Origin of the sequence: Dyadobacter jiangsuensis (assembly GCF_003014695.1) — a bacterium.
GTDB lineage: Bacteria > Bacteroidota > Bacteroidia > Cytophagales > Spirosomataceae > Dyadobacter > Dyadobacter jiangsuensis.
The window spans coordinates 367,590-388,492 of the sequence record NZ_PYAS01000006.1 but is presented as its reverse complement, the minus strand read 5'-3'; the positions used below and the strand labels follow the sequence as shown (position 1 = coordinate 388,492).

Annotated in this window: 10 protein-coding genes; all 10 read left to right on the top strand. The window is 51.2% G+C overall.

The window, feature by feature from the left end:
* The first annotated feature begins 38 nt into the window (after window positions 1-38).
* The 10 genes from CLV60_RS14905 to CLV60_RS14860 all read left to right on the top strand — a co-directional run bounded on the left by CLV60_RS14905 (window position 39) and on the right by CLV60_RS14860 (window position 20,894).
* A complete protein-coding gene (locus CLV60_RS14905) occupies window positions 39-2,417 on the top strand; it encodes an ABC transporter permease (RefSeq protein ID WP_106596155.1) in 2,379 nt (792 codons plus the stop codon).
* Window positions 2,418-2,507: 90 nt separating this feature from the next.
* Window positions 2,508-4,907 carry an ABC transporter permease gene (locus tag CLV60_RS14900; protein ID WP_106596154.1) on the top strand — a complete coding sequence of 800 codons (2,400 nt, stop codon included), beginning with the start codon at window positions 2,508-2,510 and terminating at the stop codon, window positions 4,905-4,907.
* A 106-nt stretch (window positions 4,908-5,013) separates the two neighbouring features.
* Entirely contained in the window at window positions 5,014-7,431 is a 2,418-nt protein-coding gene (locus CLV60_RS14895) for an ABC transporter permease (protein WP_106596153.1), read from the top strand.
* 58 nt (window positions 7,432-7,489) lie between these two features.
* Window positions 7,490-9,895, top strand: a complete 2,406-nt coding sequence (locus CLV60_RS14890; RefSeq protein WP_106596152.1) for an ABC transporter permease — start codon at window positions 7,490-7,492, stop codon at window positions 9,893-9,895.
* Window positions 9,896-9,990: 95 nt separating this feature from the next.
* A complete protein-coding gene (locus CLV60_RS14885) occupies window positions 9,991-12,360 on the top strand; it encodes an ABC transporter permease (RefSeq protein ID WP_106596151.1) in 2,370 nt (789 codons plus the stop codon).
* A 155-nt stretch (window positions 12,361-12,515) separates the two neighbouring features.
* Window positions 12,516-14,885 (top strand): ABC transporter permease, encoded by a 2,370-nt coding sequence (locus CLV60_RS14880; protein WP_106596150.1) that lies wholly within the window; start codon window positions 12,516-12,518, stop codon window positions 14,883-14,885.
* Between the two features lie 184 nt (window positions 14,886-15,069).
* Entirely contained in the window at window positions 15,070-16,554 is a 1,485-nt protein-coding gene (locus tag CLV60_RS14875) for a capsule assembly Wzi family protein (RefSeq protein WP_229210976.1), read from the top strand.
* 165 nt (window positions 16,555-16,719) lie between these two features.
* Entirely contained in the window at window positions 16,720-19,116 is a 2,397-nt protein-coding gene (locus tag CLV60_RS14870) for an ABC transporter permease (RefSeq protein WP_106596149.1), read from the top strand.
* A gap of 167 nt (window positions 19,117-19,283) precedes the next feature.
* Complete coding sequence (locus CLV60_RS14865; RefSeq protein ID WP_106596148.1) at window positions 19,284-19,571, top strand: hypothetical protein; 288 nt, start codon at window positions 19,284-19,286, stop codon at window positions 19,569-19,571.
* A 114-nt stretch (window positions 19,572-19,685) separates the two neighbouring features.
* Window positions 19,686-20,894, top strand: a complete 1,209-nt coding sequence (locus tag CLV60_RS14860; RefSeq protein ID WP_106596147.1) for a hypothetical protein — start codon at window positions 19,686-19,688, stop codon at window positions 20,892-20,894.
* Window positions 20,895-20,903: the final 9 nt, after the last annotated feature.

Below are 20,903 nucleotides of genomic sequence, written 5' to 3'. Positions count from 1 at the left end.
GGGCGGCGGTCGGCCGTCCGCGGTCAAAATAAGCACCGATGCTCAAAAACTATCTAAAAATCGCATGGCGTAGCCTGGTCAAGGATCGGCAATTTACGCTGCTCAATCTGCTGGGCCTTTCCACCGGGCTGGCTTGTACATTGCTAATCTACCTCTGGGTAGTCGACGAGCTCCGCGTAGACAAGCACAATGCCAAGGACGCGCATTTGTATCAGGTCATGGTGAACCAGCCGCAGGAGGATGGTATCAAGACGGGCGAACATACACCGGGCTTGCTGGCTGATGCATTGAAAGCGGAAATGCCGGAGGTGGAGCTGGCAACGACGGTGGTGCCCGCGGAATGGTTTTCGAACAAGGGCGTGGTTTCGATTGGAGAAACCCAATTGAAGGCCGGTGGTCAGTTTGTCAGCCGCGATTATTTTGATGTATTCACCTGCCCGTTCACGCAGGGGGATGCCGGCGCACTGACGGGCGACAAGAATACGCTTGCGCTGTCGGAGGAAATGGCTGAAAAGCTTTTTGGTACTCGGCAGAATGTGGTTGGAAAGACTGTCAAATGGGACGATGGGCAGTTCAGCGGGCTTTACCGGGTAGGTGGTGTGTTCAAAAGCAATCCACGTAATGCGAGTAATCAATTCGATATTCTTTTCAATTTCGAGCAGTTTAAAGCGCGGCGGCCGGGAATGGAAAACTGGGGCAACAGCGATCCGAATACATTTGTGATCCTCAAAAGCGGCACAGACGTGGCGTCGTTCAACGAGAAGATCCGTCATTTTCTCAAAACCAAAAACAAGGACATCGATTTTCAGCTTTTCGCGATCCGCTATTCCGACAAGTACCTCCACGGCCAATTCGAAAATGGGGTGCAGACGGGCGGACGTATTACGTACGTGAGGCTGTTTTCAGTGATAGCGGTATTCATTCTGGTGATCGCCTGCATTAATTTCATGAATCTCTCCACAGCCAAGGCTTCGGGCCGGATGAAGGAAGTGGGGATTAAGAAAGTGGTGGGGGCATTGCGGAGCTCGCTGGTGATGCAGCATTTGAGCGAATCGCTGATGCTCACTTTCGTATCCTTGGTCGTCGCGGTGGGTGTGGTGATGCTCCTGTTGCCGGAATTCAATAACATTACCGGTAAGCAGATTACCCTTTCGCCCGACCCGACGCTGATTTCAGCGGCATTGCTCATTACGCTTATTACCGGCCTATTGGCGGGCAGCTATCCCGCATTATATCTGTCGGGTTTCGATCCCGTTTCCGTTTTGAAAGGAAAATTGAAGAATACCGCCGGGGAATTACTGGTTCGACGGGGGCTGGTCGTGTTCCAGTTTGCGGTGTCGGTGATTTTCATCGTTTCGGTGATCGTCGTGTATCGGCAAATCCAGTTTATCCAGAACCGTAACCTGGGCTACAATCGCGACCACATTATTCATTTTGAAATACCACTCGAAATGGATTCGCTGAAATTGAAAGCGGCGGAGGGATTTTTGGGTGAGGTGAAAAATATTCCCGGCGTCGTGAATGCTTCGAGCTATTACCACAACCTCACCGGCAAGCACGGTGCAATCTCCGGTTTCGAATGGCCGGGTAAGCCCGCAGGGACGGATATTGAGTTCTCGAACCTGGAAGTGGGTTATAATTTCATGGAAACAGTGGGTATGACGCTCCGCGAAGGCCGGTTTTTCTCCCAAAATCAGAATGCGCGCAATGAAATCATATTCAATGAGTCGGCGATTAAAAGCATGGGACTCAAAGATCCCGTCGGCACGACGGTGAAATTCTGGGGGATGGAGCGGCAGATCGTCGGCGTAGTGAAGGATTTCAATTTCGAATCATTGTATGAGCCCGTGAAACCCTGTTTTTTCCAGATGTACCCCATTATGCCGAATGTAATGGTGAAAATTCAAAGCGGCGCCGAGGAGCAAACGATTGCCCGCCTGCGCAAGCTTTTCCAGGATCATCACAAGGGGCTGGTGTTCGATTACCAGTTTCTGGATGAAAACTACAAGGCATTGTACGCCTCAGAGCGGCGGGTAGGGGTGCTATCACGCTATTTTGCCGGGCTGGCAATTGTGATTTCGTGCCTCGGGCTTTTCGGATTGGCGGCATTCACGGCCCAGCGCAGGCAGAAGGAAATCGGTATACGCAAAGTAGTGGGGGCGTCGGTAAGCAATGTGGTGCTGATGCTTTCAATGGATTTTGTCAAACTCCTGGCGATCGCATTACTCATTGCTTTCCCGGTGGTAGGCTGGGTAATGTACAAATGGCTGGCCAATTTCGCTTTCCGTATTGACCTCGATGCCGGAATTTTCCTATTCGCTGCCGCCGGCCTCGCGCTCGTGACGCTCGCTACGGTAGGTTTCCAGGCAGTAAGGGCGGCTTTGGTGAATCCTGTGACAAGTTTGAAAAGGGAGTAAAGGAGGAAGGGGAGGAAGGAGGAAAGGGAAATTGGGGTACTTCCTCCCCTTTCTCCTTCCTCCTATTCCTCCCATAAATAAGAAACGATCATGTTCAGAAACTATCTCAAAATCGCATTCCGTAACCTCGTCAAAAGCAAGGGTTATTCTGCTATCAATATCGGGGGGCTGGCTGTGGGAATGGCCGTGGCTATACTGATCGGCCTTTGGGTTTACGACGAGTTCGCATTTAACCGCTATCACGCTAATTACGATCGCATTGCGAAGGTGGTGGAGCGGGGCGTTTTCGAAGGAAAGACTTACGACGGCGGTGAGCATACCTCGTATCCGCTTGGGCAATATCTTCAGGAACATCACAAAGACGATTTCGAATATGTGGTCCAGTCGTCCTGGACAGACCAACATATTTTGGCCTATAAGGACAATAAGTTTACCAAAAGCGGCGCGTATATGAGCGCCGGGGCACCGCACTTGTTCACGCTGCAAATGCGAAGAGGCTCGCGCGACGGCCTCAAAGAACGCAATTCAATCCTGATCTCGGAATCGGTCGCGGAGGCATTGTTTGGGAAGGAAAACCCGATGGACAAGCTTATCAAGCTGGACAACCAGTTCGATATGAAGGTGACGGGCGTTTACGAGAACCTGCCGTACAATACGGAATTTCGTGAATTGACTTTCGTCGCGCCCTGGGACCTGTATGTAGTGACACAGAATTGGGTGCGCGATGCGCGGGATAAGGAGCAATGGAATAACAACTCTTGGCAACTGCTGACCCTGATCCGCCCCAATTCGACTTTCGAAGGGGTTACCGAGCGAATCAGGAACATCAAAATGGAACACACACCAGAAGCCCGATTCCTGAAACCACAAAATTACCTGCTGCCGATGTCGAAATGGCATTTGTACGGCACATGGGACGATGCCGGGCAGGCCGACGGGCGTATTCGCTACGTATGGCTTTTTGCGATCATCGGGGCGTTTGTATTGCTGCTGGCGTCCATCAATTTTATGAATCTCAGCACGGCGCGTTCCGAAAAACGTGCGAAAGAGGTTGGTATACGGAAGGCGATCGGGTCGATCAGAGGGCAGCTGATCAACCAGTTTTTCAGCGAATCGTTCATGGTGGTCTTTCTGGCATTTGTGCTCGCGATCCTGATCGTGGTGTTCGTATTGCCGTCGTTCAACGAAATTGCCGACAAACGGATCGCGTTCCCGTGGAGCAACGGCTACTTCTGGGCGGCTGGATTTGCATTCTGTTTCCTGACGGGACTCTTGTCGGGCAGTTATCCGGCATTGTACCTGTCGTCGTTTCAGCCGGTGAAGGTCTTGAAAGGGACATTCAACGCGGGCCGGTTTGCCGCAATGCCCCGTAAAGTGTTGGTGGTATTGCAGTTTACGGTATCCGTAACGCTGATCATCGGCACCGCTATTGTTTACAAACAGATCCAATACGCGAAGGACCGGCCGGTTGGCTACGATCGGAACGGACTCATCACCGTCGAAATGAATACGCCCGAACTGTACAGCCAGTACAACCGGCTTCGAGCGGCATTGCAGGAAACCGGTGCGGTAGAGGAAATGGCAACCTCCTCGTCGCCATCCACATTCCTGGGCTCCAACAATGGCGGTTTCAGCTGGCCGGGTAAGGATCCCAACTTGCATGATAACTTTGGTACGATTGGAGTCTCTCATGATTTTGGAAAAGCCGTCGGCTGGCAATTTATCGGCGGCCGCGATTTCTCCCGCCAGTTCTCTACCGATTCTTTGGGGATGGTCATGAATGAATCTGCGATGAAATACATGGGTTTCCAGCAACCATCGGATATTGTAGGCCAAATGGTGAAATGGGGCAATAACCCTTACAAAGTAGTTGGGGTGATCCGTGATATGGTGATGGGCTCACCGTTCAGCCCGGTACGTCCGACGTTATTTATGGTGAACTACGGATGGGCGAATTTCATCAGCGTTAAACTCAAACCGGGGCTTCCGTTAAGGCAATCGCTGGCGAAGGTAGCAGCGGTTTTTAGGGAAGTAAATCCCGGCGCGCCCTTCGATTACAAATTCACCGATCAGGAATATGCATTGAAATTCGCGGCCGAAGAACGCATTGCCACACTGGCCACGATGTTTGCCGGGCTGGCGATATTTATCAGTTGTCTCGGATTGTTCGGCCTTGCATCATTCACCGCCGAGCAGCGGACGAAAGAAATTGGTGTGCGAAAAGTGCTGGGTGCTTCGGTATCCAACCTTTGGGCATTGCTGTCCCGCGAATTTGTGCTGCTGGTTATCATTTCCTTCCTGATTTCGGCGCCCACGGCATGGTATTTCCTGAACGACTGGCTCAAAAAATATGATTACCGTACCGAAATCCCATGGTGGATTTTCGCCGCGGCCGGTGGCGGTGCCCTGCTGGTCACGCTCGCTACGGTAAGTTACCAGGCAATCAGGGCGGCACTGCTGGATCCTGTGAAATCGTTACGGTCGGAGTGAGAAGGAAGGAGGAAAGGGAGGATGGAGGAAAGGGAGGAGGTTTTCTTTTTCTTTCCTCCATCCTCCCCTTCCTCCCTTCTCCCTTTCCTCCCAATTTTAAAAGCCAATGTTAAAAAACTACCTGAAAATCGCCTTTCGTAATCTCTTGAACAACAAGGGATATACTGCTATTAATGTATTCGGACTGGGGCTGGGGCTGGCGACCTGCCTGCTGATTGTGCTGTATGTTTCCGATGAGTTGAGTTTTGATCAACACCATCGGTCGGCCGACCGGCTTTTCCGCATTGCGATGGAATCCCGGAATGAAAAATGGGCGGGAACACCCGGGCCGGTGGCGGCGGGGCTTCACTCGGATTTTCCGGAAGTGGAATCGGTAGCGCGCGTGCTGAAATTTTCGGGTATCGACCGTATGCTGCTCGAAAACCGCAATGGCGGGCAAACCACGCGGTTCTATGAAAACAATGGCTACTACGCCGATTCGACGCTGTTCGATGTATTGACTTACGATTTTAAATATGGGAATGCCCGACAGGCACTCAGTAAGCCTAATACGCTGATACTTTCCGAGCAGGTGGCCGAGAAGTTGTTCGGGGATGTCGATCCGGTGGGTAAGGTGATCCGCGTCGGGCTGACTTTCGGTGATTTTGACTATACCGTCACGGGTGTTTACCGGAACAACCAGAAGTCGCACATCGATGCCCGTTTCATTTTATCCATGCAGAATGGCGATATGGGTAGCTGGGTTGCGGGGCAGAACAACTGGGCGATGAACAACATTTTTCATACCTATGTGAAACTCCGTGAAGGTACCGACCCGGCGGCATTTGAATCCAAACTGACCCCGTTCCTGAACCGGCATGGCGCTGCGGACCTGAAAGCAGTGGGCATTTCCAAGGAGTTGTTCATTCAGCCGGTAACCGATATTTATCTGAAATCCGATATCGGGAACGAGATTGCCCCGAACGGAAGCATGACTTACCTGTATATTTTCGGCTCCATCGCCGTATTCCTGCTGCTCATTGCCTGCATCAATTTCATGAACCTCAGCACCGCGCGCTCCGAAAAGCGTGCGAAGGAGGTGGGCGTGCGGAAAGTAATGGGGGCAGTCAGGAATTCGCTGGTGTATCAATTCCTCGGTGAATCGATGATGCTGGCCGTCATGGGCCTTGCCGTTGCGGTGCTGGTGGTGCAGCTGCTTTTGCCGTATTTCAACAATCTGACCGGTAAAACCCTCGACATGTTTGTTCATCCGGCATTTTTGTACTGGATGGCGGGGATTACCCTGTTCACAGGGCTTGTTGCCGGGCTTTATCCGGCCTTTTATTTGTCGTCGTTCAGGCCGGTGAGCGTGCTCAAAGGCCGGCTCGCAAATGTCGCTTCGGCCGTGCTGCTGCGGAAAGGACTCGTCGTATTTCAGTTTACGGTATCCATTATCCTCATTCTGGGAGCAATCGTAATCGGGCAGCAATTGTCTTTTCTTCAAAACCAGAACCTGGGTTTTGACAAGGAGCAGAAACTCGTAGTGCCGTTCAGAAATGAGAAAGCGACGGCCCATTACAACGCATTCAGGGAGGAAGTGCTGCGCATTCCTGGTGTGGAGACTGCAACCAGCGGATCGGTGTATCCTGGTATTGAGAACATTGAAGACCTGCTTTTTTATGCGGAAAATAAAACTGTGCATGACGCCGTCGACATTCATTTCGCAACCGTAGGCGACGATTATGTCGAAACGCTGGGTCTGAAAATGGCTGCCGGGCGTTCCTTCACGAAAGCATTCAGCGGCGATTCCAGCAGCATAATCCTGAACGAAACAGCCGTCCGGGAAATGGGTTACGACCAGGCTTCGGCGATCGGTAAAAATGTGTTTTTCGAGCTGGGAGGTAAACGCCGGAGTTTGCAGGTAGTGGGTGTGGTGAAGGATTTCAACTTCCGCAGCCTGCACGAAGGAATCAAGCCGTATGCGCTTACTACCAGCATTACCGACAAGTACCAGTATTTTATTGCCAATGTAAAAACCCGGGACTACGCCGGTGTGCTGGCATCGGTGGGAGCGGCGTGGAGGAAGCTGAACCCAGACATTCCTTTTGCTTACTCCTTCCTCGACCAGGATTTTCAGAAAAATTACGAGAAAGAGCGTCGTACGGGAAGCATTGTGCTGTATTTCACCTGCATTGCCGTGGTAATCGCCTGTCTGGGCTTGTTTGGGCTCGCGGCATTCTCCGCGGAGCGGCGAACGAAGGAAATAGGGGTGAGGAAAGTGTTGGGCGCGTCGGTGGGCAGCATTGTCCGAATGCTTTCGGGTGAGTTTCTCTCGCTTGTATGCGTCGCGCTCGTGATCGCTACGCCCGTTGCGTGGATCGGCATGCGGGCGTGGTTGCAGGGGTTTGCCTACCAGGTGGGCATTCAATGGTGGATTTTCCCGGTTACCGGGCTCCTGGCGATACTCGTAGCATTGTTGACGGTCGGTTTTCAGAGTGTGAAAGCCGCTTTGATGGACCCGGTGAAATCGTTGAAAGGGGAATGAGATATATCCTGGCGCTTCTTACTCTCCTTCTTCCTTTCCTCTCAAAAACAAACAAGCCATGTTAAAAAACTACCTGAAAATCGCATTACGGACACTTGCGCAGAGCAAGGTCTATTCGGTGATCAACATTACCGGGCTGAGCATCGGACTGGCGGCGGCGATGCTGATCATGCTGTACACCAAGGATGAGGTTAGTTATGACGGCTTTCACGCCAACAACCCGAATATTTATCGGATCACTTTTAAATCGGTAACGCCGGGCGGCGTGCTGGAAAACACCAGCGCGATTACCGGTTACCTGCCCGGACCGAAATTTTCGGCGGGCACCCCCGAGATTGAGGCATTTACCCGCTACCGGCAGCACCGGAACGACGTGAAGCTGGGTGATCAGGTGCTGAGCCAGGATGTATACCAGGCCGATCGCGACTTTTTCAGGATATTCTCTTTTCCGCTGCTCAGCGGTAACCCGCTCACGGCGCTCGTGCAGCCGCGATCGGTGGTTATTTCGGAAGAGATGGCTGAGAAACATTTCGGTACCGTGAATGCGCTGGGCAAGACAATGCTTTTCAAGGATTCGTTTGATGAGCATGCTGCTTTCGAACCTTTCGTGGTGACCGGTGTTGCGGCCAAATGCCCCCAGAACTCATCGATCCAGTTCGACTTTTTACAGCCGTTACCCGTTCCGGAATCACAAATGCAAGGTGAAGCGTGGTTCAACAGTTCGCTCAACACATTCGTGAAACTGACTCCCGGGGCGAATAGTCAAGCGGTAAGCGCAACGATGAACCGCATTTACCAGTCCGACGCCCGCGACGCCGCGAAGGCCGTTGCGGAAAAGTATGGCCTTGTCAACAAGCGATATTATGGCTTGCAGCCATTTACGGCCATTCACCTCGATTCGCAATTGAATGCCGAAAATGGCCTTATGAATGGCAGCAAGCCCTTGTTCTCCTACGTTCTTTCGGGCATTGCACTGTTTATTCTGCTGATCGCATGCATCAATTTCGTAAACCTGACTGTGGCGCGTTCTTTGAAACGTGCCAAGGAAATAGGGGTGCGGAAAGTGGTTGGCGGCGGCCGGTACCAGCTTGCGGCGCAGTTCCTGGGCGAGTCATTTGTGTTGTGCTTTGCGGCATTTGTATTGGCGGTACTGCTGGTGGAATCGGTTTTGCCAACTTTTAATCAACTCGCTAACAAGGCTCTTGCGATTTCTTACCTGTTCGACTGGCAACTGATCGCGGGCTACATTGCGCTGTTTGTGCTCACCGCGTTGCTGGCGGGCTTCTATCCGGCCGTGGTGCTATCGGGTTACGATCCGGTGAAAACGCTTTATAGCAGGTTCAACTTTTCAGGCAGGAATTATCTTCAAAAAACACTGGTAGTTGTCCAGTTCGCACTCGCCTCATTCCTGATCATCGTCACGCTCACCATGCGTTCGCAATTCAATTTCCTTACGAACATGGAACTCGGTTATGACGATCAGAACCTGGTCAGCATTGAAAAACAAAACCTGACGCGGGCCGAAGCCCGGTTGCTGACGGACGAGCTTCTGAAAAGCCAGTCGATTACGGCCGTTACGCCCAAAAACGGAGGACAATGGGGCACAATGGCAAGGGTCAATGCGGGCACCGATATGGAATTTTCCTATGAAACGGTGGGTTACAATTACCTCTCGGTGCTGCAAATACCTCTGCTGCAAGGCAGAACATTCTCGGAAACGCTGGCTTCGGATTCCACGAAGGCCGTGCTGGTGAATGAGGCGTTTGTTAAAAAAGCAGGCTGGAAGAATCCGGTGGGGCAGGAGGTGGATTTTTGGTACAATCCCGGCGAGAAGTATACCGTAGTGGGAGTCGTGAAAGATTACCATTTCCAGTCGCTGACATCGAATATCCGGCCGCAGCTTTTTACCATGAAACCGGGCAATCCATTCGGGAAAGTATTCATCCGCATCCAGCCTGGTATGGAATCGGCCAGTCTTGCACACATTGGAAAAACATTCCGTAAGCTGTTCCCGCTGGTGCCTTACAGCTATCAGTTTGTCGACGAAGCAAATCTCAAAAGCTACGAATCGGAGGCGAAATGGAAGCAAATCATGCTTTTCGGAGCGATACTGACGATTTTTATTTCCAGCATCGGGCTGTTTGGCCTTGCCACACTCGCCGCAGAACGACGTATGAAGGAAATCGGGATCCGTAAAGTACTGGGCGCATCCATTGCGGGCATTGTAGCATTGTTGTCCACGGATTTTGTCAGACTCGTAGCCCTGTCCTTCGTGCTTTCTTTCCCGGCCGCCTATTATGCGATGCAAAAATGGCTCGAAAACTATCCTTATAAAGTTGAAATAAGCGTCTGGATATTCCTGTCGGCGTCGGGATTGTCGCTGCTGATTGCATTGTGCACAGTGAGTTTCCAGTCGGTGCGGACGGCATTGATGAATCCTGTTAAATCTTTAAGAAGGGAGTAAGGTGGAAGGGGAGGAAGGAGGAAAGGGACCACAACTCCTTCCTCCCCTTCCTCCCCTTCTTCCCTTTCTTCCTGTCTTCCTAAAACCTAAAAGTCATGCTGAAAAACTATCTCAAAATCGCCTTCCGCAACCTTGTAAAAAACAAGGGGTATGCTTTGATCAACATCCTGGGACTGGCCATGGGAATGGCGGTGGCGATGCTCATCGGCCTTTGGGTGCGGTATGAATGGAGCTTTGATAATTTTCATGAAAACCGGGCGAGTATCGTCAAAGTCAAGAAAAAGATGCATTTCAACGGCCAGAAGCGTACAGGTGACGGTCTTATGCTTCCGCTGGCAACCGAGCTGCGAAACAATTTCTCCGAGGCAAAGTACGTCACCCGGCTCGATTGGGGCGATAAGCACAGTCTGGTGGCGGGCGATCGAAAACTGAGCCGGCAGGGCCACTATGCCGATCCCGACTTCCTGAAAATGTTCACATTCCCGCTCGTTAAAGGCAATGCGGATCAGGTTTTGAAGAACCCTTATTCCATCGTACTCACGGAGTCGCTTGCGCATGCGATGTTTGGGAATGCGGAACCGGTCGGCAAGGTGATCCGGGTTGATAATCAGTTTGAGGTGATGGTAACGGGTGTGTTAAAGGATATTCCGAAGAATTCGTCTTTGGGGTTCGACTATCTCATGCCGTATGAACTGAATATCGCTACTTCCGATTTCGTGCGCGGAGCACAGGATCAGTGGGGTAATAATTTTCTGCAAACCTTTGTACAATTGAACGACGGCGTTACGCCGGAGGCATTTTCGGCCCGTATTGCCAACCTGGTGCAGACCAAGATGAATGATAAAGAGGAAAACCTGCTCTTTGTGCACCCAATGCCCAAATGGCATTTGTTCGGGGAGTTCAAGGATTGGGTGAATACCGGCGGCGCCATCGAGTATGTGCGGCTTTTTGCCGTGATTGGCATACTCGTGCTGCTCACTGCCTGCATTAATTTTATGAATCTCAGCACCGCACGTTCGGAGAAGCGGGCGCGGGAAGTGGGTATTCGCAAGGCAGTCGGTTCGCAACGGCAGCAGCTCATCGTGCAGTTCTTCACGGAGTCGATGCTCACGGCATTCCTGGGCTTTGTAATGGCGCTGCTGATTGTTGAGTTTACATTACCTTATTTGAAAGGTGTTGGTTTTGAAAATATTACATTCAGTTTGAGTGATATTCCCTCGATGGCGGTCGCACTTGGGGGATGCATTGTCACAGGCTTGCTGGCGGGAAGCTACCCGGCACTATATCTGTCGGGGTTTGTGCCGGTGAAAGTGTTGAAAGGTACCTTCCAGGTTGGCAACGCAGCCAATTTGCCACGAAAGATATTGGTCGTTACCCAGTTCACGTTCTCGATTGCCCTCATTATCGGTACGGTGATTGTTTTTCAGCAAATCCAGCATGCGAAGAGCCGGCCGATGGGTTACAATCCCGAAAAGCTGATCTGGCTTAGCCTTTCCAGTGACCTGCAAAAGAATTTTTTGCCAATGAAAACCGAGCTGTTGGGAAGCGGATATGTAGAGGCCGTGAGTAAAACGTCGAGTCCGATGACGGGCGTTTACAATCAATGGGAAGGCTTTTCCTGGCCCGGGAAGGACCCGCAGAGCCAGCTTTTGTTTTCAACATTGATGGTTGATCCTGCCTATTTCAAAGCGACTGGTCTCAAACTCAAAGAAGGCAGGTTTTTTGCTGAAAAGATGCTTTCCGATAGCAATGCGATCGTCTTGAATGAAGCATCGGTAAAACTGATGGGTTTCAAAAAACCGGTGGGTAGTCATGTGAAGTTCGGCGATGAGGATTTAACGGTCATAGGGGTGACGAAAAACGTGATCCAGCAAAATCCGTATGATGAAGTGCAGCCGGCAGTCATGCTCATGCGTCCCTATTTTACATTTCAGAGCCTCATACGTTTCAAAAGCGGGGCCGATGTAAAGCAAGCGCTCGCCGCCATTCAGCCGGTAATCGAGAAGTATAACCCGTCGTACCCGTTCGAATACCGTTTTGTCGACGATGAATACGATCAGAAGTTCCGCAGCGAGGATCAGATCGGCCAATTAGCAGGGATTTTCGCCGCGCTGGCCATCCTGATCAGCTGTCTGGGGCTTTTTGGACTGGCTTCGTTTATGGCTGAACGGCGGACGAAGGAAATCGGCGTCCGTAAGGTGCTCGGGGCGTCGATATCGCAGCTATGGCTCCTCCTTTCGCGCGACTTTGTGTTCCTCGTACTGATCAGCTGCGCCATCGCGTCGCCTTTGGCCTATTATTTTCTTCAAAACTGGCTTGCCAAATACAATTACCATATCAGCATCAGCCCGTTCGTGTTCCTGGGTGCGGGCGTGGCCGCAGTGCTTGTTACGCTCGCTACGATCAGCTACCAGAGTGTCAGGGCGGCATTGATGAACCCGGTGAAGAGTTTGAGGACGGAATGACCGCCGACGGCTGACCGCGGACCGCCGATGGGTAGGGGCTGTCGCTGACCATGGACGATGGACCATCGACCATGTGCCTCGTGGATTATGGATTTAACAAAAAAAGAAATCGGCGGTCGGCGGTCAATGGTCGGCGGTCAAAAAAAGCAACGAACATGATACGCAACTACTTCAAAATCGCATTAAGGAACTTGCTTAAAAGCAAGGGGTATTCTGCCATTAATATTGGCGGGCTTTCGGTGGGGATGGCTGTGGCGGTGCTGATCGGGCTCTGGATCTATGATGAAGTGTCCTTCGACCATTATCATAAGAAACATGAACGGATTGGGCAGGTTTGGCAGTTTGTGCAGTTCGGACCGGAGAAGTCGTCGTATAATGTGGTGCCGTTACCGCTGGCGGCCGATATGCGGGAGAAGTATCCGGACTTTGAGGAAATCAGCAAATCGGTTTACCGCGACATCGTTGTTTCCAACGGGGATAAGATGTTTTCGAAGTCGGGGCAATATGTGGAGCCTTCGTTCACGAAAATGATGTCGATCCGTATTATTGCCGGCAGCGATAACCTGGCGGATGTGAATTCCATCCTGCTTTCGGAATCCTTTGCGCGATCACTTTTCGGCAATACCAATCCGGTTAACCGCATTGTAAAACTCAATAGCAACCGGGATGTGAAGGTAGCAGGGATATTTGAAGAAATCCCCAATAATAGCACTTTCAGGGATACGCAAATACTCGCGCCGTGGGACCTTTACATTGCCACCGATCCATCGGTGCGGGGAGCGGAAAGGAATTGGGATGAGAACTCCTACCAGATATTCGTCCAGCTTCGCGAAGGAGCTGATTTTGCCGCGGTATCAGCCAAAATCAAGGATTCGCGTATGAAAAGGGATAACCCGCCAGGCTATAAGCCGGAATTTTTCCTGCACCCGATGGATAAATGGCACCTGTACTCCGATTTCCAGAATGGCGTGAATACCGGCGGGCTGGTCACATTTGTGTGGCTGTTCGGGACCATCGGCGTTTTTGTGCTCCTGCTGGCCTGTATTAATTTTATGAACCTGAGCACAGCGCGGTCCGAGAAACGGGCCAAAGAAGTGGGTATCCGCAAAGCGATCGGCTCGGTGCGGATGCAGCTGGTGAGCCAGTTTTTTAGTGAATCGGTGTTGGTGGTCGGGGTCGCATTTGTCTTATCACTGCTTTGGGCCGGACTGGCACTGCCTGCTTTTAATGAGGTGGCAGAGAAAAAGATCACATTACCGCTGGCTAATCCGCTGTTTTGGGTTGCCGGAGTTATTTTTTGTTTATTGACCGCATTCACCGCCGGAAGCTATCCTGCATTGTATCTGTCATCTTTTCAACCGCTAAAAGTGCTGAAAGGGACATTCAAAGCAGGCAGGTTTGCCGCATTGCCCCGGAAAGTGCTGGTGGTCATGCAGTTTACTGTGTCGGTGACGCTGATTATCGGCACTGTGGTTGTTTTCAGGCAAATACAGCACGCTAAAAACCGTCCGGTTGGCTACGACCGGCAGGGGTTGATAGAAGTGGCGATGACCACCCCGGCGCTCTACGGGCATTATAATGCGCTCAAAAACGACCTGTTGAATACCGGTGTCGTGAGCGGCTATTCGCAATCATCGGGTTCCATGACGACGCAGGCCGGCGGAGTAACCAATCTGACCTGGCCGGGTAAAGCGCCTGATGCGGTGCCGTTGCTGATGTCCAATAACATTTCGCATGATTATGGCAAAACAGCCGGATGGAAGCTGATTCAGGGCAGGGATTTCTCCCGCGCTTACCCAACGGATTCAGCTGCGATGATCATCAATGAATCGGCATTGAAACTGATGGGCCTCAAAAAGCCACTCGAGTCGATCCTGAACTGGGGTGGAAAGGAGTTCAGGGTGATCGGCGTTGTGAAGGACATGGTGCGCGAATCGCCATTTAGCCAGAATAGCCCGGCATTTTTTGTGGTTAATTACCGAAACACAAACGTGATCAATATCCGGCTCTCACCTTCGGCCGGGGTAAGCGACGCGTTGGAGAAAGTAGGTGCTGTTTTCCGCAAATACGACCCCAGCAGCCCATTCACCTACCAGTTCGTCGACGAGCGGTTTTCGAAAAAGTTTGCCGACGAGGAGCGGATCGGCAAGCTGGCTTCCTTTTTTACGGCACTGGCCATATTTATTTCCTGCCTGGGGCTATTCGGGCTGGCATCTTTCGTGGCGGAGCAGCGTACCAAGGAAATCGGGATCAGAAAGGTACTGGGCGCATCCATTGCGAATTTGTGGCAGCTGCTTTCTACGGATTTTATCCTGTTGGTCATGCTGGCGTGCGTCATTTCAGGGCCGATCGCCTGGTATTTTATGAGCGGTTGGCTGCAAAACTACTATTACCGCACCGAGATATCCTGGTGGATTTTCGCAGGTACAGGCCTGGGAGCGCTGTTGATCACTTTATTGACCGTGAGTTTCCAGGCTATCCGGGCTGCGTTGATTAACCCGGTCAGGAGTTTGCGGGCGGAGTGAGGGGAAGGGAAGGAAGGGGAGGAAGGGCCCCTAATAGAATGTCATTTCTCCATCCTCCCTTTCCTCCATCCTCCCTCCTCCCTTTTCTCACGATTAACGTTAAGTTAAAACGCGGCCATCGGTAACAAATATTCCTCTGCGCGTCCCTATCTTGCAGAGGGAAACTTTTATCGATCCGAATCACTTGCGCAGAACCTTTACTTTCAGTTTCGTTGCGGTTTTTGCAATTATTTCAGGGCAGCTTTTTGCCCAGAAAAGTATGGTTGTGTCCAACCTCGAAGCGAGTGTGGAGGCAGGGGCGTACCTGTCTTCCAACGGCGAAACGCCGTTCTGGCTTCGGACCAACCAGTTCGGGGCGGTTCCCGACCGCGCTACGGCAGGCGTGTTACAGGCGAGTGCGCGAAGGAATTATGTTTTCTACGATAGCCTTACTAACAGACCGCGAAAATTCGATTGGAGTGCCGGTGTGAGCCCGGTAGGGGTGTATAACAAAGCAAACAAGTTCGAGTTCGTACTGCCCGAGGCGCATGCGAGCGTGCGCTTCAAGCGCGTGGAGCTGTGGGTAGGGCGCAGGCGCGAGGTAATGGGGCTGGGCGATACCACTATGTCGTCGGGCTTTTATGCAGTTTCGGGGAATTCGTTACCGATACCCAAAGTGCAGATCGGTACCGTGGGCTTTTCCCCGCTGAAATTCACCGGGAACTTCGTGGCTGTCCATGCGGGATTCGCGCATGGGTGGTTCAATACGGACTACATCCAGGGGGTGCGGTTGCATCAGAAGTTTTTGTATCTGAGGTTGGGCAAACACAAAAACAAGTTTTTCCTTGGCCTGAATCACAATGTGATGTGGGCGGGGCATTCGGATTACCTGAAACTTCATCCCGAACTGGCCGTGAATGGTGAGCTGCCATCGTCGTGGTCTATTTACCCGAATGTGGTGCTGGCATTCACTTCCAAAAACTGGTTCGAGAGGAATGGGTACGGGGCGTTTGACAGCTATCGGGTTGGGAATCACCTGGGCAGTTATGATATCGCTTTCGAGACAAAACTCGATCATTACCGGCTTTTTGTATACCACCAGCATCCTTTCGAGGATGTTTCGAGTATGCTTTTCAAAAATATTCCTGATGGGCTCTACGGCGTAAACCTGAAACTGTTGCCGGGGCCGGAAAATGGAGCGGCACTTACGCATCTGACATTGGAATTCCTCACGACCAAAGATCAATCCGGCTCAGAATTTTACATCCCCGGAAGTAAATACCAGGGGGCCGACAACTATTTCAACCACACCCAGTATTCCGAAGGCTGGTCGTATCAGGGCCGGACGGTGGGCACGCCGTTTATTATTCCCGGCAAGGATATGGACCAGTCGAAACTCGGGAATTACAGGTATTTTCCCAATAACCGGGTGAATGTATGTTACCTGGGTGCACAGGGGAGAATCGGCCGTTCGCTGGCGCTTACATTGAAACTCTCTTACAGCAAAAACTTCGGAACACCAGGTGCCGATTTCGATCCGCCGAGAGGCCAGTTTTCATCGGTTTTAGGAGCACAATATGCAGTTCCGGGTTTGAAACGCACCAGCGTTGTCGCCCGCGTGGCTACCGATCAGGGCGATATTTTTACGAGAAGGACCGGTGGCTACATCGGTATCCGCAAGAACTGGTAAAGGTTTCCGCAAAGTATTTTCCGCATTGTCCATCGGCGAACAAGGCTGTCCGAATTCGGACAGTGTTTCTCCTTTTTTAAGTATTAAAATATTGAATACCAGTCTGTTGTTTGAGTTGGCATAAATTTGTTGCCACGTGTTTTTAACTCTATTCAGAACAGCAGCATGCTCAAAAACTACCTCAAAATCGCCCTCCGGAACATCTGGAAGAACAAGGTTTTTTCGGCTATTAATATCGTGGGACTGGCCGTCGGAATGGCAGCCTGTATCGTGATCATGCTGTTCGTGTTTTACGAACGTAGTTTTGACCGGATGCATTCCGGAAATATCTACCGGCTGAATGAAGTACAGACATTCGATGGCATGACAGCGCAGAATGTGGCGCTTTCCATGTATCCCATGGGGCCGACGTTAAAGCAAGAATTTTCCGAGGTCAAAAGCTTTGTAAGGATCAACGGAACAGGCAAGATTCCAATATTCTATAAAGGCAAAAGGGTGGAGCTGGCGCAGTCTTTCCTGACCGACCCGGATTTTTTCAGGATGTTCGATTTTCCACTTGAACAAGGTGACCGTAACCAAGCGCTCACCGACCCTAACTCTGTGGTGCTAACGCATAAGGCCGCCTCGAATCTTTTTGGCAGCGAGGCTCCGATGGGGCGAACTATCCAGGTATATGGCAACGACACACTGACTCTCAAAGTTACCGGAATTATGGCCGACGTGCCGGGTAATTCGCATTTGCAATTTGATGCATTGGTGTCGTTCAATACGATCTCCAAGCCGGATTTTATGGATAATTGGGGGAGTAACTGGCTCAATACCTATCTCCAACTGGCCGACCAGACCGACGTGGCTGCTTTGGAGAAGAAATTTCCGGCTTACCTGAAAAGACATATGAAAGACGAGCATTGGAAGCATTTCCAGCTCTTCTTGCAGCCGTTAACGGATATCCATGCGGGTTCGACGAATATCACTCATGACTACGTCAATTTTCAGAAGTTCGATATCAGGTATACTTATGTGTTTTCAATCATAGCCGCGGTGGTGCTGATCATCGCGTGTGTGAATTTTATGAACCTCTCTACCGCCCGTTCGGCATCGCGCGCAAAAGAGGTAGGAATCCGTAAATCGATCGGGGCTAGGCGTGCAGAACTCGCCAGGCAGTTTATCGGAGAGTCGGTGCTGCTGGCGCTGCTGGCATTGGTGCTTGCGCTCGGAATGGTGTGGCTGATGATGCCGGCAGTGGCGAATTTCAGCCAGCGATCCCTCAATTTTTCTTTTCTCGAAACCCCTGGATTGTTGCCGTTACTACTGGCCGGTACCATTTTGATCGGCGTAATCTCCGGCATTTATCCTGCCTTTTTCCTTTCAGCATTCGAACCTGTCAAAGTGCTCAAAGGCGTTGTGCGTTCGGGCAAAAGCCGTTTCAGGAATGCATTGGTTGTAGCGCAATTTTCCAGTGCCGTTTTCCTGATCGTTGCTACCGCTTTCGCTGCGCGACAATTGAATTATATGATTAACAAGGATCCGGGTTTTGACAAGGAGCAGGTGGTAATTATCCCGCTGGATTCGCGATCGGACACCAAATACGAAGCTTTGAAAGGAGAAATGCTCCGCAGTGCGTTCATTAGTGGCGTCACGGGTTCGCAGCAGCGATTGGGTAACAACCTCCATCAAACGGCTATCCATTTTCAGGGAACGGGCCCCAAAAGAGAGCTTACGTCGTCTCAAATCATTGTCGATCCCGACTTTTTGAGTTTGTATAAAATTAAACTGATCGCAGGTCGTGATTTTACCGATAGCCGGGCCGATAATGCAAAAACCTACATTATCAACAAAGCGCTGGCGCAGGAGCTCCTGAAAAATGAACCGGGTCTTACCCTTCAATCTTTGATCGGTAAGCAGTTTGGTTTCTACGGGATGGATTCACTGTCGCGTATTGTAGGTGTCGTGGAGGATTTTAATTTCAATTCACTTCATCACAAGATCGAGCCGTTGTGCATTTTCAATCAGAAGGACTGGAATTACTCCGAAATATCGGTACGTGTAAAGGGTAAGAATGCACAGCAGGCCGTGGCGGCGATGCAGGCGGCATGGAACAAAATACTCCCCGAAGAGCCATTTACCTACTCATTTCTCGACGAGCATTTCAACGAAATGTACCGCGCCGACAGCCAGGTAAGCGAAATCGTGGGCATACTGGCCGGGCTGGCGATTTTTATATCCTGCCTGGGCCTCTTCGGATTGGCTTCGTATTCGGCAGAAAGGCGCATCAAGGAAATAGGGGTCAGGAAAGTAATGGGTGCATCCGTAGCGGGGATTGTGGCATTACTGTCCCGGGATTTTCTCAAACTCGTGCTTGTAGCCATCCTCATCGCCACGCCGGTGGCCTGGTGGGCCGTACGCAGCTGGCTGAACGACTTTGCCTACCGCATTGATGTCGAATGGTGGATGTTCCTCCTGGCGGGCACACTGGCAGTGCTCGTAGCATTGTTCACGATCAGTTTTCAGAGTATCAAAGCAGCACTGATGAACCCTGTTAAGAGTCTTCGGGCGGAATAGGGCCTGCGGCCCTGACCGCCGACAGCCGACCACTGACGGCCGAGGGTGTAAAGGCAAGATCCGATAACATCCGGAAATAATGAGATCGGCCGTCGGTGGTCAGCCGTCGGTGGTCAAAAACAACAACGACCCAGCACCAATGATTTGAATTTTAACCAGATAATCCCATGAGCCACATTGCAATCCCTATCCCGCCGCTTCAAGGTAAGCAGGAGATCAAAGTTGAGGTAACGATCAACGGAATCAAGCAGAACCTGTTTTACAGGGTCGAGCTGTTCTACTGGGAAGATTGTACCAATCCGGTTGCGCATCGTGCCGACTGTATCAGTGAAATGCTGGCGCATCACGATCCCGAATGGACGGTCTATTATATCGGGGCACCGAACGACGAGTTTGTGCCCATCACATTTGTGAAAAAGGAAAGCAGGAACCTGTTGCGGGAAGCAATAGCCTGATACTGGTCTCAGGGGACTGTTTTAATTCTTTTTTAATCTTTATATGCAACATTGTTGCATTTGTGGTTTTCCTGAAACTACATTTGCATCATTGTTGCATGTAAAGATTTTTTTATGAAAAAGCATTTATTCAAAGTAGTACTATCGATGGCATTCGGCGCATTGCTGCTGGCCTGCGACGACAAGGAGAAAGACGATGTAACACCGGTGGAGGAGACCGAGTACAAGTTCATCCGCGTGATGGTGAATGACGAAGTTTCGAAGGAACTCTCATTGGTGGATCCGGTGAAACTCACAGCAGAGAAGTTTGAGGCACAGTTTGCCAAATCGACATTGTACGGCACGCAAGGTGGGCGCTTTGGGGCTATTTTGAATGGGGCCAATAACTTCGTACAACTTTTTGATACCGGTTTTGAGGGCCACGGCGATCATGTGGATGTAAAAGGAACGCCGAAGTTCGGTGCGTTGACGGGCGACGGTAATAAGCCGACGCATTTCAAAAGCAAGGGCGACGAGATCATCACTTTCAACGACGGCGACGGTACCCTGAGCATTGCCAAAGAGGCGGATTTTCACACCGCCGGCAAGAAAATGACGCATATCAATGCCGGGAACGTGGCGCACCACGGCGCAATGACGAAATTCGATAACGGCACCTATGCGATTACCGAAAAAGACGGATCAGCGGCCGGAACATTGCCGGAACGCGTGAAGATCATCGACGCCTCCGGTAAGACACTTTTCGCTTCGACGATTCAAACCAAAGGCATTCACGGCAATGCAACCAACGGCAGCATTTCGCTCTTCGGATCATCGAGCGGCATTCTGGCTGTGGAGCCTACCGGCAAGCAGCAGCTTATTCCGCATCCTGCCGACTTCGGTGAAGCATGGTTTGGATCAATCCTGGAAGCGAAGGGTGCAGGTAAGTTCCTGGGTTACACAGCTGCAAAAGGTGTTTATATCATTGATGTTGCCTCGAAATCCGTGACGCCGGTGCTCGCCAGTACCGATATTATGCAGGCGAAGGTGGATTACGCGGGGAACAATGTCGTGATACTGCTGCACAGCGGAGAAGTGAGGATTTACGATTTGAAAGCTAATGCGCTGAAAACAAGCGGGTCGGTGATCGGTGCGACGGCCAAGGATGAGACACAGAAGCCGCAACTGGAAGCGACTTCCCGATACATTTACATCACCCAACCCAAGACGGGCGAATTGCTGGTGGTAAATGCGGCCAATTTGTCCAAAAGCAATAAGGTAAAAGTGTCTGCTACGCCTTACCGCCTGGCTATCCTGGGCTTCGAATCCAGCGAAGGGCATTAATGCTAAAAA

Excerpts from the sequence above, each read along its gene's own strand:
- CLV60_RS14865 (WP_106596148.1), top strand. The coding sequence starts at position 19,284 with ATGAGCCACATTGCAATCCCTATCCCGCCGCTTCAAGGTAAGCAGGAG.
- CLV60_RS14860 (WP_106596147.1), top strand. The coding sequence starts at position 19,686 with ATGAAAAAGCATTTATTCAAAGTAGTACTATCGATGGCATTCGGCGCA.
- CLV60_RS14905 (WP_106596155.1), top strand. The coding sequence starts at position 39 with ATGCTCAAAAACTATCTAAAAATCGCATGGCGTAGCCTGGTCAAGGAT.
- CLV60_RS14890 (WP_106596152.1), top strand. The coding sequence starts at position 7,490 with ATGTTAAAAAACTACCTGAAAATCGCATTACGGACACTTGCGCAGAGC.
- CLV60_RS14900 (WP_106596154.1), top strand. The coding sequence starts at position 2,508 with ATGTTCAGAAACTATCTCAAAATCGCATTCCGTAACCTCGTCAAAAGC.
- CLV60_RS14885 (WP_106596151.1), top strand. The coding sequence starts at position 9,991 with ATGCTGAAAAACTATCTCAAAATCGCCTTCCGCAACCTTGTAAAAAAC.
- CLV60_RS14880 (WP_106596150.1), top strand. The coding sequence starts at position 12,516 with ATGATACGCAACTACTTCAAAATCGCATTAAGGAACTTGCTTAAAAGC.
- CLV60_RS14870 (WP_106596149.1), top strand. The coding sequence starts at position 16,720 with ATGCTCAAAAACTACCTCAAAATCGCCCTCCGGAACATCTGGAAGAAC.
- CLV60_RS14895 (WP_106596153.1), top strand. The coding sequence starts at position 5,014 with ATGTTAAAAAACTACCTGAAAATCGCCTTTCGTAATCTCTTGAACAAC.